The sequence below is a fragment of the Dyella silvatica genome (assembly GCF_026283955.1).
In the GTDB taxonomy this organism is placed as follows: domain Bacteria; phylum Pseudomonadota; class Gammaproteobacteria; order Xanthomonadales; family Rhodanobacteraceae; genus Dyella_C; species Dyella_C silvatica.
In genome coordinates, this window is the sequence record NZ_JAPDPE010000040.1 from 21,583 (window position 1) to 39,024 (window position 17,442).

The 17,442-nt window shown below is 61.4% G+C and carries 3 protein-coding genes; all 3 read right to left on the reverse strand.

What is annotated here, in order from left to right:
- Positions 1-206 precede the first annotated feature (206 nt).
- Complete coding sequence (locus OUZ52_RS09900; RefSeq protein ID WP_266158222.1) at positions 207-1,589, reverse strand: MATE family efflux transporter; 1,383 nt, start codon at positions 1,587-1,589, stop codon at positions 207-209.
- A 159-nt stretch (positions 1,590-1,748) separates the two neighbouring features.
- Positions 1,749-3,209, reverse strand: coding sequence for a cytochrome P450 (locus OUZ52_RS09905; protein ID WP_266158223.1), 1,461 nt, complete (start codon positions 3,207-3,209; stop codon positions 1,749-1,751).
- Between the two features lie 51 nt (positions 3,210-3,260).
- Positions 3,261-17,426, reverse strand: coding sequence for a non-ribosomal peptide synthase/polyketide synthase (locus tag OUZ52_RS09910; RefSeq protein ID WP_323135334.1), 14,166 nt, complete (start codon positions 17,424-17,426; stop codon positions 3,261-3,263).
- Positions 17,427-17,442 lie beyond the last annotated feature (16 nt).

Below are 17,442 nucleotides of genomic sequence, written 5' to 3' on the forward strand. Positions count from 1 at the left end.
AAGTCGATTCACCTGGCACGGACTAGCCCCGCCACAGCTGCAGCCAGCGGCCCGTCGCACCACTTAACAGAAATATCCGTTACTGAACGAAAACCGCCCCTGCCAGCCAGCGTCTTATCGAAGGCTGGCGAGGGGCGATTTCACCGCGGGCGGATGGGGATGCTTTTGCTAAGCAGCGGCCCTGCCCTCATCAAGCCCGCACTCACTTATCCGCTCGGCGCCTGCGCCATCACAATGCCATTCTGACGCTTTTTGATGGCGACCCAGATGCGCCAAAAATACAAGACGCCGATGATGCCTTCGAATATCGAGCCAACCACCCAACAGGTCGGCAGGAAGCTGGCGTCACCGACATGCCCGAGGGTAATCAGGTAAATCGTCGGAATGCTGAGCAGCCACATCAACACCAGCCGGGTAACAAACAAGAACCGGGTCAATCCGAAGCTTTCCAGGATGGCCGAGCCTGTCATGGCGAAGGTGAATGCCAACGAATAAGTCCATAGCACGCGCGAGGTGGCGATCGATGCCTGCTGAATTTCCGCGGGTTTGTCGAGCAGGCCAAACGGATTGAGCAAGATCTCCGGCGTGGCGATCTGAAAAAACGAGATGACCACGACATACATCAGCTCGATCGCCAGGGTGACAAAGATGATCTTGGGGATCTGCGGATAATCGTTCTCGCCGATCGCATTGCCGCACAAGACACTGCAGCCAATACCCAGGCCTAGCAGCGGGACAATACCGATGTAGTTCACCGTCAGGTTGACGTTGTTGGCGGCAAGCGCAATCGAGCCGAGCCCGGCGATAATCCAGATAAACGCGGCATTGCCGAGATTGTCGATACCCGCGGAGACACCCAGGGCAAAGCCCTTCTTGATGCGCGACAGCAGGTCATGCAAATGAAGGCCCGTGCGTTTGAAGATCAATCCCTGCAGATTGCCCCAGACCTCGCGTGGCATCCAGCAGACATAGCAGGCCAGGATCACGATGGTGCTGATCAAGGTGCTGATACACGAGCCACGCATGCCCAACTCGGGCAAGCCGAACTTGCCGAATACCAGGCCGATGGTCATGAACAGCTCCACCACCTGGCCGATCAGCCCGACCACCAGGGTGATGCGCGTATTGCCGATGCCGTTGAAATAAGACGAAAGCGACATGTTCAAGGTCATGACGCCGCCGAAATAAGCCGACCAATACAAGAACTGCGATTCCAGATGGGTGATCGCCGGGGGGCGGTTACTCATAAAGGGAATCTGCTCGATAAGCGGCGCCATCAGCATCAGGATCACCGCGAGCACGATGCCGATGAAAATCCCCACCGCGGCCTGATAAGCCGCCGCGCCATGCCCGGAGCGACCAAACGCCTGCGCCACGCACGACCTCGAAAACCCCACCAGCGCGGCAAAGAAGCCAACGATCGCCATCGAGGTATAAATCGCCGGGCCCGAAGCCGCCAAGGTGTCGCTCGAATACCTCGCCAGGCAAATCCGATCGACCAGCATCATCAGCAAATTGCCGACCATCGAGCCCATCAGCGGAATGGAGACGCTTAAGATGCGCTTGGCTATTCGAAAATCTGAACCCACACTATTCACATTCAAAGCAATGCCCCTCGAATGGCAACTTCACGGCCATAAGCTCTCGATCGGTGCGGCGCAGGCGGTTTGAAGCCACCGGGCCCGCCCTCGCTGCGGCTGGCGATCACGGTCATGTCGGTGTACCCCCGGTGCGCATATCGTCCATGGCTACGCACGAAGTTTGAGCCGCACCGGCACGGCGCTCGGGCCGACGAAGAAATTCATCACCTGCTCGACCGGTGGCGCCTTCGGGTCCAGCTCCAGTTCAAAATGCCGCATAAGCATCGATACCACCACCTTGATTTCGGTCAGCGCCAGAAACCGGCCAGGACACAAACGCGCGCCGCCGCCGAATGGGAAAAGCTTGCGCGTGGGGTCATCGTCCCGCTGCGGCTTTTGCTCAAAGATCCAGCGCTCCGGCTGAAACAACTCGGGGTTCGGAAACTGGGCCTCGTCCAGCCCCTCGCCCGTGGTCGCCACGAAGACCGCCGTATCCTTGGGGATAAAGGTCTCGGCGACGACGCAGTCGGCATTGCTGGCAAGCCCGATAAAAGGCGCCACTGACCTTAACCGCTGGCTTTCGTTATGCACCGCTTCAAGATACGGAAACTGCTTCATCATCTCCCACTCGTGCGCCAGCGGAGCGTCGCCGAGTACCGCGTCCACTTCGGCCGTCAACGCGGCGGCGGCAGCGGGGTTCTGCGCCAGCAGGTTAATCATCCAGGCAATCGAGTTACTGGTCGTGTCTTCACCGCCGATCACACTGAGGATGGCATTGCTGATCAGCTCCTGATCGGTGAAATCCGATTCCGGATTCTCGCTGGCGACAATCATCGCTTCCAGCATATTGGCGGGCTTTCGTTGCAGATGCGCTTCTTGCTTCAAGCGCTCGCGCGTATTCTTGATGAACTCCTCCACCGCCTGCTCCACCTCGGCTGCCGACTTATCGGCCGCATGGTCAACCGGCAGCTTGAAATAGCGCCAATAGTCGAACAGCGCCGTGGTGCGATTGCCCAGCCGCTGAAACAGATTGTCGATATTGCGCTGCAGCCGGCTATCGTCATCGTTGACCGCATCGATGTCGTGGCCCATGGCGATGCCTACGATGATGTCCAGCGCCAAGGCTTTCAAATCGCGACGCAGATTGACCGGTTTGCCGGCCACCACCGCGGTCTTCCAGCGCTGCAGCATGCGATCGGTCATGAAGACCATCGTGGGAAAGAAGTTTCGCACCACCTCGGCATTCAAGCCGCCCATGACCAGCTTGCGCTGCTTGCGCCAATCTTCGCTTTCCGCGGTAAAGACGCCGCCGATCTTCAGTTCGTTCATGACCGCCTTCAGATTTCGGCTACGCCTGAAAGCCTCGGGGCGCTCACGCAGCAAGTGATTGACGACGGTGCGATCGGAGACGATGACCATCGGGCTGCCAAAAGCAGTGACCCGGAATATCGGCCCGAACTCGCCTATCCACTGGGTCAGCGTCAGATGCAATTGACGCCCGGTCAGCTGCATCAGGTTGCCGATAAAGGGTTGACCTTTGGGGCCGGGCAAGTCGGCAATCGTGCGTGAATACTTCAGTTCACCGGTGTTTTCGGCGTCCAATTCAGGGACTAACGTATTTGAATCCATGATGGTTTTCCTAAGCGTAAGTGTGTCGTTCCCGAACATGTTTCATTGCAATCATTGACTGGCAAAGAGCAACTCGACGCTGGTGCCATCGGGTTTGATCTTGGCGGAGATTTCACGTGCCAATTTCTTGATATGCGGCGGCTGCACGATCGAATAGTGGCTACCGCCGATACTGGTTACTTCCAGCCATGGCCCCAGCAACCCGCCCCATCCCAGCGCCAGGTCTTCCCCTTCGTAGCGGTCGGCGGCAAAGAAGTTGACGGTCATCGCCGCGGCAGGCGCCTGGTAGCTTTCGGCTGCGCCGGCTCCCGCCTGGTACAAAGCCAGTATGCGTTTGACCAGCGCCATATCGAACGAGGCCGGCAACAGCGCTTCGCGTCGGCATACGGCGATCATGGCGTCGCTGTCTTTACGCTTGGCCAGTGCGATCAGCTCGTCGTAGGCCGGATGTTGTCGTGCATCGGCAACCTGTGGATGTTGATCGACCACCCAGTTCAACAGCGCCCGGCATTCGTCGTATTCATCAGCCTGCGATGCCTGCCATGACGCACGCAGAAACTCGCTGCTGCCGCTATCGATCATGCCGACGAAGTCGACGGCTTCGCCCGCGGCAAGCAATTGATGAGCGATCTCATAGGCAATCATCCCGCCTAGCGACCAGCCGGCAATCAGGTACGGGCCGGTCTCTTGCACTTGCCGCATGGCCCCCAGAGAGCTAGCCGCCATCTCGACGATGCTGCTCTGCGGAGTCTCGCCCATCGCAAAGCCACGGGCCGCCAAGGCATACACCGGCTGCTCGGCATCCAGATACTGGGCCAGGTCAAACGCGTATTGAACCTCCCCGCCAATCGGGTGAATCAGGAACAACGGCGTCGACGAGCCATGCGCTCGAATCGGAACGAGATTCGAATGCCTAGACGCGGTCTTGCTCGAATCAAGAAAGGCCGCCAGTGCATCCAGGGTGGGATACGAAAACAAATCGCGCAAGGCCATGTCGATGGCGGCCCGCTTGCGCAGTTGCGACACCAATTGCACCGCCAGCAAAGAGTGACCGCCCAGCCTGAAGAAGTCGTCAAACACACTGACCTGGTTCACCTTCAGGATATCCACCCAGATATCCGCGATGACCTGTTCGGTTGCCGTACGCGGAGCCACATACATCGCGTCGCCCTGGGCGATATCCGGCAGCGGCAATGCCTTGCGATTCACTTTGCCGTTCACTGTCAGCGGCAGCGACGACAACACCACGTAAGCGCTAGGCATCATGTAGTCCGGCAGCCGCTGTGCCAGGCCGAGGCGGTAGCTGTTCATCAGCGCCGCTTCCTGCTCTCGGTCTCGCGGCACCTGCATCGGCACCACATAGGCCACCAGCCGTTTCTCGCCCGGCGCGTCTTCGCGCAGCGCTACGGCCGCCGCCTGCACATCGGCCAGCTCGGCCAGCTGCTGCTCGATCTCGCCCAGCTCGATGCGGAAGCCTCGCAGCTTCACCTGATCGTCGCGCCGGCCGAGGAATTCCAGCTCGCCATCGGCGCGATAGCGAACCAGATCACCGGTGCGATACAGGCGCGCGCCCGCCTCGCCGCTAAAGCGGTCGATCACAAAACGCTCCTCGGTCAAGCTGGCGCGGCCCAGGTAACCCAGCGCCACGCCCTTGCCGCCGATGTATAGCTCGCCCACGCTACCGATCGGCTGCAACTGCATGCCCTCGTCCAGTACATACAGCCGGGTGTTGCCGATCGGCCGGCCGATCGGCGCGGCCACGCCGTCCAGCGCATGCAGCTCGGCCGCATCCGACAGCCGCCACACGCAGCAACCCACCGTGGTCTCGGTCGGGCCGTACTCGTTGACGAAGGTCGCCGCCGGCAGCAGCTCGCCCTTCCAGCGGCGCAATATCGCCAGGCTAAGCTGCTCGCCGCCGACCACGATGCACTGCGCCGCCTCACCTGGCTTGCCGGTCTCATCCACCGCTTCGGCCTGATCCAGATAAGACAAGGCCTCCAGGTGCGCGGGGGTGATCTTGAACAGCCACGCCGCGCCGGGTGCGAATAAACGCGCCGACAGTTGCGGCAAGGTCTGCTCGTTATCCGCCAGCAGAACGACTGGCTTGCCCACGAGCAACGGCGGCAGCAGTGTCGTCACGGTCGCGTCGAAGCCCAGCGGCGAGCTCACTACCGCACCGCTCATGTGTTCGCCCAGATACTCACGCACGACGTAGCCCACGTAGTTCAACAGCGAGCCGTGCGCCACCATCACGCCCTTGGGCTTGCCGGTCGAGCCGGAGGTATAAATCACATAGGCCGCATCGGTTGACTGGGCGGCATGCCCGAGGTCGTCGTCCGCATAACCCGCCAACGCTTCAGCGTCACTATCCAGGCAGAACACCGGCAGGCCTGGCAACGTCGGCACCTGCTCGCGCAGCGGCGCTTGCGTCAGCAGCACCATCGGTTTGGCATCGGCCAGAATCGTTTGCAGCCGTTCCGGCGGATAAGCCGGGTCCAGCGGCAAGTAAGCGCCGCCCGCTTTCAGAATGCCGAACAGTCCGACCATCATGTCCAGCGAGCGCTCGATGCATAAACCCACCAGCGCAGTCGGCCGCACCCCCAAGCTGCGCAGATGACGCGCCAGGCGATTGGCCCGCGCATTGAGTTGCGCATAGGTCAAAGACTCGCCTTCGCACAGCACCGCCACTTGGCCTGGGCTACGTGCAGCCTGCATTTCGAACAGCTGATGCAGCGTCTGCGTGTCGGGCTGGATGTCCGGGTAAACCATCGCGGACTCGTTCAACGTAACGAGCAACTGTTGACGTTCGTCGTCACCCAGCATCGCCAACTCGCCGACGGCCACGCCGGGGTGGGCCACGATTGACTGCAGCAAGCGAGTGAAATGATCCGCCATGCGCTCGATCGTGCTCGCCTCGAACAAGTCGGTGCTGTACTCAAAATAGCCCTGCATGCCCTGCAGATCTTCGGCCAGGGTCAGCGTGATATCGAACTTGGCCGTGGTGCTTTCGCTGTCCAGCACGCTTAACGACAGCTCCGGCAAAACCAGCTCGTCGATCGGCAGGTTCTGTAATACCAGCATCACCTGGAACAACGGCGAATAGCTGGTATGCCGCTCCGGCTGCAAGGCCTCGACCAGTTGCTCGAACGGCACGTCCTGGTGCGCGTACGCATCCAGGGTGTGTTGCCGCACTTGCTGCAGCAAAGCGTTGAAATCCAGCGCCAGATCCACCTGCGTGCGCAATACCAGCGTATTGACGAAGAAGCCGATCAAGTTCTCGATTTCAGTGCGATTGCGATTGGCAATCGGCGTGCCGATGCAGATGTCGTGCTGGCCCGAATACCGCGCCAACAGCACGCTGAAGGCGGCAGACAAGGTCATGAACAAGGTGCTTTGCGTTTGCCGGCTAAGGGTTTGCAAGCCCGTTACCAGCGGCTGGGGCAACATAAAGGCCAGCGTGGCGCCACGGTGGCTGGGCAGTGCCGGCCGTGGCCGATCGGTCGGCAGCATCAACAGGCTGGGGCCACCGGCCAACTGGCGCTTCCAATAACTTAGCTGCCGCTCCAATACCTCGCCGCTCAGCCACTGTCGCTGCCACTGGGCAAAGTCCGCGTATTGAATCGGCAACTCGGCCAACGGCGAAGCCTGGCCTTGCGTATAGGCCGCGTAGAGTGCGGCGATTTCATTGACCAAGACCGCAAACGACCAGCCGTCGGAGACGATATGGTGCATCGTCAACAGCAGCAGGTGCTCATCCTCGTCGAGCCGCAGCAACGCGCCTCGAATCAGCAGATCGGTTTCCAGGTCGAAAGGTGTTTGCGCCTCCTGCGCCGACCATCTTTGCGCGCTGGCCTCGCGCTCGTGCGCCGGCAAATGTGACAAGTCGTCGATGACCAGCGGCAACGCCATCCGCGGCGTGATGATTTGCACCGGCGCGCCATCGTGGCCGGCAAAGCAGGTGCGTAACGCCTCATGCCGGCGCACGATTTCGTTAAGCGTGCGGGTTAGCGCATCGACATCGAGCCGCCCGCGCAGGCGAACGGCGGCCGGCATGTTGTAAAGCGCGTTAGGCCGCTCCAGCTGATCGAGGAACCACAACCGCGTCTGCGCAAACGACAGCGGCAACGGTGCCTCGCGGCTGACCGGCAAGATCGGCGGGGCGCTGTCGCCGGCATCGGCCTGGGCCAGCTTAAGCATCAACGCCGCAATCGACGGCGCCTCGAACAAGGCGCGCAACGGCAAGCTGACCTGCAGCGCGCGCTGTACCCGTGACATCAATTGCGTCGCCAACAGCGAATGGCCACCCATGGCGAAGAAGTCGTCATGGATACCGACCCGATCCAGCTTCAGGATCTCGGCCCAGATACCGGCCATGATCTCTTCCGCCGGCGTACGCGGCGCCACATACGCAGCTTCCAGGTAGGCCGGGCCAGGTGCCGGAAACGCCTTGCGATCGACCTTGCCGTTCGCGGTCAGCGGCAACCTGTCCAGCATGACGTAAGCGCTGGGCAGCATATAGCCGGCCAACTGCGTGGCCAGATGCGCACGCAGGGTTTCTGTATTCAGCTCGATAGCATCCTCGGCCACCACGTACGCCACCAGGCGCCTGTCGCCATCCGCCTCTTCGCGTGCCAGCACGACGGCTTCGCGCACTCCGCCGATCGCCGCCAACTTCGCTTCGATCTCACCCAGCTCGATACGAAAGCCGCGAATCTTGACCTGAAAATCATTGCGCCCCAGGTACTCGATATGGCCATCCGGCCGATAGCGGGCGAGATCGCCGGTCTTGTACAGGCGCCCGTCCGCCGTCTTGCCGAACGGGTCGATCACAAATCGCTCCGCGGTCAGCTGGGGCCGGTTCAAGTAGCCGCGCGCCACGCCGGCGCCGCCGATGTAAATCTCGCCCGCCACACCCATCGGCACCGGTTGCAAACGGTTGTCGAGAATATAGATCTGCGTATTGGCCACCGGGCGGCCGATCGGTATCTCGCCGGCCGGCAACGCATCGTGCTCATGCATCATCAACGCGGTGGCATATACCGTCGCTTCGGTGGGGCCATAGGTGTTGAGCCAGTGCACCCGTCCCAGCGCGCTCTGTCGCCATTGCTCCAGATGGCGTTTTTCCGCCTTCTCGCCACCGACCACCACCAGGCGCAACGACTCGTATCCCGCCTGAGATGCAGGCCCATCCTGCTGCGCCCATTGGTGCCAGAACGCGGTAGGCAGTTCGGCCACGGTGATGCGCATGTCTCGCAGCAACTGCCAGAATGACTCGTCCGGCGCCATCAGTTCGGCTGGGCGCAGCACCACGGTCGCCCCCACCGTCAGCGGCGGGAAGATTTCTTCGATCGAGGCGTCGAAGGCAAAGGAGGCGAATTGCAGCACGCGATCGGCTGCGCTGAGGGCGCAGGTGCGCACGTGGTTATGGATTAAATTGAGCACCGTGGCGTGCTCAACCATCACGCCTTTCGGTTGTCCGGTCGAACCCGAGGTATAGATCACATAGGCCAGATGCCGTGACGACAGCCCCGTTGCGTCAGCGCCGGGATTGTCGGCGGGCTGCTGCGCCCAGCGCGATACGTCGGCGTGTAGATCCAGCGTAAGCATGGCCTGCGCTTGCGCCGCGGGCTGCGCTAGCGCGGGCTCCAGCCGGGCGCGGGCCTGTTGCGTCAGGCAGGTCAGCAGCACCAGTGGCTGGCTGTCCTCCAGCATGTATGCCAGCCGATCCAGCGGATACGCCGGGTCCATCGGCACATAGGCGCCACCCGCCTTAAGCGTCGCCAAGATGGCGACCATCATGTCTACGCCACGTTCCGCGCAAATCGCCACGCGGGCATCCGGGCGCACACCGATCGCCAGCAGCTGATGAGCCAGACGGTTGGCTTGCTCATTCAATTGGGCATAGCTGAGCGCGGTTCCTTCATGGATGACCGCCACCTCGCCCGGGGTACGCGCCGCCTGCGCTTCGAACAACTGCTGAATCGACTGTGCGTGCACGCCTTCGTCGGAAAAATCGGTCAGGCTATCGTTCCATTCGCTCAGCATGAGACGGCGTTCGTCGTCGCCAAGCATGACCAGATCGTCCAGCGGGCAGGTCGGATCCGCCACGATCGCATACAGCAAGCGGGTGAAATGATCGGCCATGCGCTCGATGGTGCTGGCGTCGAACAGATCGGTGCTGTACTCGAAATCGCCCTGCAGGCCGGCGTCACTTTCGGTCAACGTCAGGGTGATGTCGAACTTGGCGGTGCTGTTTTCGCTGTCCAGCACGCTCATCGACAAACCCGGCAGCACCAGTTCGCCCATCGGCGCGTTCTGCAATACCAGCATGGCCTGGAACAGCGGCGAATAGCTGGTATGCCGCTCCGGCTGGAGCGCCTCCACCAGCTGTTCGAATTGCACATCCTGATGGGTGTAAGCATCCAGCGTGTTCGCGCGTACCTGCTTGAGCAAGGTGCTGAAGCCCAGACGCAAATCCACTTGGGTGCGCAGCACCAGGGTATTGACGAAAAAGCCGATCATGCCCTCGATCTCGGCACGGTTGCGATTGGCGATCGGCGTGCCGACGCAGATATCGCTTTGTCCAGAGTAACGCGCCAACAACACGTTGAATGCCGCGCACAGCGTCATGAACAAGGTGCCTTGGGCCTTCCGGCTCAACGCTTGCAACTTGATGCTTAGCTCCAGCGGAATGGCATAAGACAGCGTCGCGCCATGCTGGCTCTGCACCGCCGGGCGCGGCCGGTCGCTGGGCAGGCTCAGCAAGGCGGGGCTGCCCGCCAGTTGCTGCTTCCAGTAATTCAACTGCCGCTCCAGCACCTCGCCACTCAGCCACTGCCGCTGCCAGCTGGCAAAATCGACATAACGCATCGGCAACGCCGGCAGCGATGACAGCACTCCCTGCGCACGGCTGGCATATAGCGCCGCGACCTCTTGCACCAGGATGCCTATCGACCAGCCATCGAAAACGATGTGATGCACGGTCAGCAACAGCAAATGCTCTTGCTCTTCCAGCTGCAGCAGGCTGCCGCGCATCAGCGGGCCGGTTTGCAGATCGAAAGGCGTGCGCGCCTCGTCGAGTATCAGCCATTGCGCCCTGGCCTTACGTTCTTTCGGGGCCAGATGGCGCAGGTCATCAAGGCCAAGCGCCAAGTCCAGGCGCGGTTTGACGCGCTGCATCGGGGTGCCGTCCAGGTTTTCAAAATGCACGCGCAAGGCATCGTGGCGTTGCGCTACATCATTGATCGCACCTTGCAACGCGGCGCGGTCAAGCCGGCCCTTTAAGCGCACGGACAGCGGAATATTGTAGGTCGAATTCTGACCTTCCAATTGATCCAGAAACCACAGGCGCTGCTGCGCAAACGACAGCGGATAGGCCTGATCCGGTTCGACCATGACCTGCGCTAGGTCCTCATCTTCCGCACTGGCCGGCACCACCTGACTGACCATCTCGACCAGCGTCGGCGCATCAAAAATCGTCCGCAGCGACACCTCGACCTCGAACGCCGCGCCAATACGCGACATCAACTGTGTCGCCAACAACGAATGGCCGCCCAGCTCAAAGAAATCGTCATGCAGGCCGATCTTGTCGACCTTGAGAATGTCCGACCAGATCTCCGCCATGCGTCGTTCGTCGGCGGTGCGCGGGGCGACATAGTCCACCTCGTCGCGAGTCATGTCCGGCGCCGGCAAGGCGTTTCGATTCACCTTGCCATTCGGCGTCAAGGGCATCTGCTCGAGCGCGACGAAGTAACTCGGCACCATGTACTCGGGCAGCGACTTCAACAGCGCCGTGCGCAGCTGCGCCTCGTCCGGCAACACCTGCCCGTCGTGCGCCACCAGATAAGCCACCAGTCGTTTACTGCCGGCGCTGTCCTCACGCGCCAACACCACCGCATCGCGTACGGCATCCAGCGCCGCCAGCGTCGCCTCGATTTCGCCCAGCTCGATACGCAGGCCGCGAATCTTGACCTGATGATCGCTGCGGCCCAGGTATTCGATGCTGCCATCCGCCAGATAGCGCGCCAGATCGCCCGACAAATACATCCGCGCCCCCGCAACCGCACTGAACGGATTGGGGATAAAGGTCTTCGCCGTCAGCTCGGGCCGGTTGATATAGCCACGGGCCAGGCCGATGCCGGCGATATACAAATGCCCGACCACGCCGACCGGCACCGGATTGAGCGACTCATCCAGGATATGAATCTGGATGTTGGCAATCGGCTTGCCTATCGGCACGCAGTTCAACGTGCTGTCTTTCTGGCACGGCCAGTAAGTCACATCGACCGAGGCCTCGGTCGGACCGTACAGATTATGCAGCGCCACGTGATCCCAGCTGGCGAAGAAACGCTGTTGCAGTTCTAGCGGCAAGGCCTGCCCGCTGCACCTTACCTGCCGCAGCGACTTGCCGCGACCGGGCTGCAATTCATTGAGGAAGACATCCAGCATCGGCGGCACGAAGTGCAAGGTCGTAATGCCTTGGCTATCGATCAGCTCGGCCAGATAGGCCACGTCCTGATGCCCGCCCGGCTTGGCCACCACCAGGGTCGCTCCCTCGATCAACGGCCAGAAGAATTCCCACACCGACACGTCGAAGCTGAAAGGCGTCTTCTGCAGCACACGATCCGCCGCGCTCAGCGGATAGGCTTGCTGCATCCATTGCAACCGGTTGACGATGCCTTGCTGGTCGATGCCGACGCCCTTGGGCTTGCCGGTCGAGCCCGAGGTATAAATCACATAGGCCAGATGATTAGGCTGGGTCTGGTGCTCGAGATTGTCGTCGCCATAGCTGGCCAGCGTGTCGATGTCGCTGTCCAGGCAGAACACCGCCAGGCCTGGTCCCGCCGGCACATGCGCGCGCAGGCGCCGTTGCGTCAACACCACCGCCGGCTGGGCGTCTTCAAGAATCGTCGCCAACCGCTCCGACGGATAGGCCGGGTCCAGCGGCACGTAGGCACCGCCGGCTTTAAGGATGCCGTACAAGCCGACGATCATCTCCAGCGAACGCTCGACGCACAAACCCACCAGCACCTCCGGCCCCACGCCAAGCTGACGCAGGTGGCGCGCCAGTCGATTGGCCTGGGCATTGAGTTCGGCATAGCTCAGCGATACGCCTTCGTAGACCACCGCCGTGTGCCCTGCACTGCGCAGCACCTGCGCTTCGAACAGCTGATGCAGGCTGTGCGCATTCGCTTGCACGTTCGGATAAACCGTCGCGGTGTCGTTGAATCCATACAGCAGCTGCTGACGCTCGGGCGGGTCCAGCATCGCCAGCTCACCCACCGCTAGAGTCGGATCGGCCACGATGGCTTGCAGCAGGTTGGTGAAATGCCCGGCCATGCGTTCGATCGTGCTTAGCTCGAACAGGTCGGTGCTGTACTCGAAATCCCCATGCAAACCGTCTTTGCCTTCGGTCAGTGCCAGGCTCAGATCGAATTTGGCCGTGGTGCTTTCGCTCGGCACCAGTTCCAACTGCAGCCCAGGCAAGGCCAGTTTGGTCATCGGCGCGTTCTGCAACACCAACATCACCTGGAACAGTGGCGAATAACTGGTATCGCGTTCGGGCTGCAGTGCTTCTACCAATTGTTCGAATTGCACATCTTGGTGGGTATAGGCATCCAGCGTGTTCGCGCGCACCTGCTTGAGCAGCGTGGTGAAGCCGAGATGCAAATCCACCTGGGTACGCAGCACAAGGGTATTGACGAAAAAGCCGATCATGCCCTCGATCTCGGCGCGATTGCGATTGGCGATCGGCGTACCGATGCAGATATCGCTTTGCCCAGAGTAACGCGCCAACAGCACGTTGAACGCCGTGCACAAGGTCATAAACAAGGTGGTCTGCGTTTTCCGGCTCAACGCCTGCAATTTGACGCTAAGCTCGGCCGGAAGCACATAGTGATGCGTGGCGCCGCGTTGGCTCTGCGTGGCCGGGCGCGGATAATCCGTCGGCAAGGTCAGCAAGGTCGGGCTACCCGCCAGTTGCTGCTTCCAGTAATTCAACTGCCGCTCCAGCACCTCGCCACTCAGCCACTGTCGCTGCCAGCTGGCGAAATCGACATAGCGCATCGGCAATTCAGGCAGCGTGGATGGCGAACCCAGTGCGTGGCTCGCATACAGCGTACTGACCTCGCGTACCAGTATGCCCATCGACCAGCCATCGGAGGCGATGTGATGCATGGTCAGCAACAATAGGTATTCTTGCTCGTCCAGTTGCAGCAGGCTGCCGCGGATCAACGGCCCGGCTTGCAGATCGAACGGGATACGCGTTTCCTCAAGCATCAATCCATGCGCCTGCATCTGGCGCTGCTGCACCGAACCATGGCGCAAGTCATTCAGCGCCAGCACCAAGTCCAGTCGCGGCATGATGCGCTGCACCGGCATACCGTCAGCACGGTCAAAGTACGCGCGCAGCGCATCGTGGCGATGCACGATGTCATTGAGGGCGTCTTGCAGCGCTTGCCGGTTGAGCTGACCTTTCAAGCGAATGGCCAACGGGATGTTATAGGCCGATCGCTGGCCTTCCAATTGATCGAGAAACCATAAACGCTGCTGCGCAAACGACAGCGGATAGGCCTCACTGGGTACCTCTATCGACAGCGACGATGACGATGCCGCTGTCAGTTCAGCGCCGGCCTGCGCGACCGCAGCCGCCATCCCGGCCAGGGTCGGCGATTCGAAAATCGTCCGCAGCGATATCTTGACCTGGCATATCGTCCCGATCCGCGACATCAACTGCGTCGCCAACAACGAATGGCCGCCCAGGGCGAAGAAGTCGTCATGGACACCGACCCGATCGAGCTGCAGCAGCTCGGCCCAGATAGCGGCCAGGCTTTGTTCGGTCGGCGTGCGCGGCGCTATGTACTCCAGCTCATGCCTTGCCATCTCCGGCGCCGGCAAGGCGTTGCGATTGACCTTGCCATTGGCGGTCAAGGGCATGCTGCCCAGCGCGACGAAGTACTCCGGCACCATGTACTCGGGCAGCGACTTCAACAGCGCCGTGCGCAGCTGCGCCTCGTCCGGCAACACCTGCCCGTCGTGCGCCACCAGATAAGCCACCAGTCGTTTACTGCCGGCGCTGTCCTCGCGCGCCAACACCACCGCATCGCGTACGGCATCCAGCGCCGCCAGCGTCGCCTCGATTTCGCCCAGCTCGATACGCAGGCCGCGAATCTTGACCTGATGATCGCTGCGGCCCAGGTATTCGATGCTGCCATCCGCCAGATAGCGCGCCAGATCGCCCGACAAATACATCCGCGCCCCCGCAACCGCACTGAACGGATTGGGGATAAAGGTCTTCGCCGTCAGCTCGGGCCGGTTGATATAGCCACGGGCCAGGCCGATGCCGGCGATATACAAATGCCCGACCACGCCGACCGGCACCGGATTGAGCGACTCATCCAGGATATGAATCTGGATGTTGGCAATCGGCTTGCCTATCGGCACGCAGTTCAACGTGCTGTCTTTCTGGCACGGCCAGTAAGTCACATCGACCGAGGCCTCGGTCGGACCGTACAGATTATGCAGCGCCACGTGATCCCAGCTGGCGAAGAAACGCTGTTGCAGTTCTAGCGGCAAGGCCTGCCCGCTGCACATTACCTGCCGCAGCGACTTGCCGCGACCGGGCTGCAATTCATTGAGGAAGACATCCAGCATCGGTGGCACGAAGTGCAAGGTCGTAATGCCTTGGCTATCGATCAGCTCGGCCAGATAGGCCACGTCCTGATGCCCGCCCGGCTTGGCCACCACCAGGGTCGCTCCCTCGATCAACGGCCAGAAGAATTCCCACACCGACACGTCGAAGCTGAAAGGCGTCTTCTGCAGCACACGATCCGCCGCGCTCAGCGGATAGGCTTGCTGCATCCATTGCAACCGGTTGACGATGCCTTGCTGGTCGATGCCGACGCCCTTGGGCTTGCCGGTCGAGCCCGAGGTATAAATCACATAGGCCAGATGATTAGGCTGGGTCTGGTGCTCGAGATTGTCGTCGCCATAGCTGGCCAGCGTGTCGATGTCGCTGTCCAGGCAGAACACCGCCAGGCCTGGTCCCGCCGGCACATGCGCGCGCAGGCGCCGTTGCGTCAACACCACCGCCGGCTGGGCGTCTTCAAGAATCGTCGCCAACCGCTCCGACGGATAGGCCGGGTCCAGCGGCACGTAGGCACCGCCGGCTTTAAGGATGCCGTACAAGCCGACGATCATCTCCAGCGAACGCTCGACGCACAAACCCACCAGCACCTCCGGCCCCACGCCAAGCTGACGCAGGTGGCGCGCCAGTCGATTGGCCTGGGCATTGAGTTCGGCATAGCTCAGCGATACGCCTTCGTAGACCACCGCCGTGTGCCCTGCACTGCGCAGCACCTGCGCTTCGAACAGCTGATGCAGGCTGTGCGCATTCGCTTGCACGTTCGGATAAACCGTCGCGGTGTCGTTGAATCCATACAGCAGCTGCTGACGCTCGGGCGGGTCCAGCATCGCCAGCTCGCCCACCGCCAGGTTCGGATCGGCCACGATGGCTTGCAGCAGGTTGGTGAAATGCCCGGCCATGCGTTCGATCGTGCTCAGCTCGAACAGGTCGGTGCTGTACTCGATATAGCCCTGCAAGCCTTCCTCGGCCTCGGTCAAGGCCAGGGTGATGTCGAACTTGGCCGTGCTGATCTCGTTGTCCAGCAGTTTCAAGACCAACCCAGGCAAAGCCAGCTCGTCCATCGGGGTGTTCTGCAACACCAGCATCACCTGGAATAGCGGCGTGTAGCTCGCGTGCCGCTCCGGCTGCAAGGCTTCAACCAACTGCTCGAACGGCACATCCTGGTGTGCATACGCATCCAGCGTGTGCTGCCGCACCTGCTGCAATAACGCATGGAAACCGGCATGGAGATCCACCTGGGTGCGCAGTACCAGGGTATTGACGAAAAAGCCGATCAGCGGCTCGATCTCGGTACGGTTGCGATTGGCGATCGGCGTGCCGATGCAGATATCGCTTTGCCCGGAGTAACGCGCCAGCAGCAGGTTAAAGGCCGCCGACAGCGTCATAAACAAGGTGCTGTGCGTCTGCCGGCTCAGCCCCTGCAAGCCGGACACCAGGGCTGCCGGCAGCGCGAACGGCAGCATGGCTCCGCGGTGGCTTAGCGACGAGGGTCGTGGCCGGTCGGTCGGCAAGGTCAGCAGGCTGGGGCTATCGGCCAGTTGCTGTTTCCAATAACTCAGCTGCTGCCCCAGCACCTCGCCGCTCAGCCATTGCCGCTGCCATTGGGCAAAGTCGGCGTACTGAATCGGCAGTTCGGCCAACGGCGATGGCAGGTCTTGCATAAAGGCCTGATACAAGGCGGCCACTTCGCGCACCACAATGCCCATCGACCAGCCGTCCGACACGATGTGATGCATCGTCAAGAGCAACACGTGCTCCTGCTCGGCAAGTCGGATCAGGCGATAACGGATCAACGGGCCGGCCGCAAGATCAAAAGGCGTGCTCGCCTCGTCCCGCAGCTGCAGGCGCAGCTGTGTTTCACGGTCCGCGACTGGCAAGCCGCTCAGGTCGGTGGTTTCCAGCGGCAACAACCGTACCGGCGCAATGATTTGCACCGGCAGGTCATCGACGACCGCAAACGAGGTGCGCAGCGCTTCGTGGCGGCGCACGATCTCGTTGAGCGCGCGAGTCAACGCCAGCACATCGAGATGTCCGCTCAGGCGCACGCCAGCCGGGATGTTGTAGACCTCGCGGCGTGATTCATATTGATCGAGGAACCACAAGCGCTGCTGGGCAAACGATAGCGACAACGGCGCATCGCGGTTGACTTGCCGCAGCGGCGGCGCACTGACGCCGGTATCGGCCGCAGCCACTTTAAGCATCAACGCGGCAATCGACGGCGCCTCGAAAAGGGCACGCAAAGGCAGGCCGATCTGCAACGCGCTTTGTACCCGCGACATCATTTGGGTAGCCAACAACGAGTGACCGCCGAGCAGGAAGAAATCGTCGTGGATGCCGACTTTGTCGACCTTCAGGATCTCTGCCCAGATCCCGGCCATGATCTCTTCGCTGGGGGTACGCGGTGCCACATAGCCGATATCGCTACGCGTCATGTCCGGCAGCGGCAATGCCTTGCGATCGATCTTGCCGTTCGAGGTCAGCGGCAGCTGATCGAGCACGACAAAATGGGCCGGCACCATGTATTCGGGCAGGCTCTGCAGCAAGCTGGCACGCAGTTGCGTGGCATCGGGCAGGCCCTGCCCCGCATGC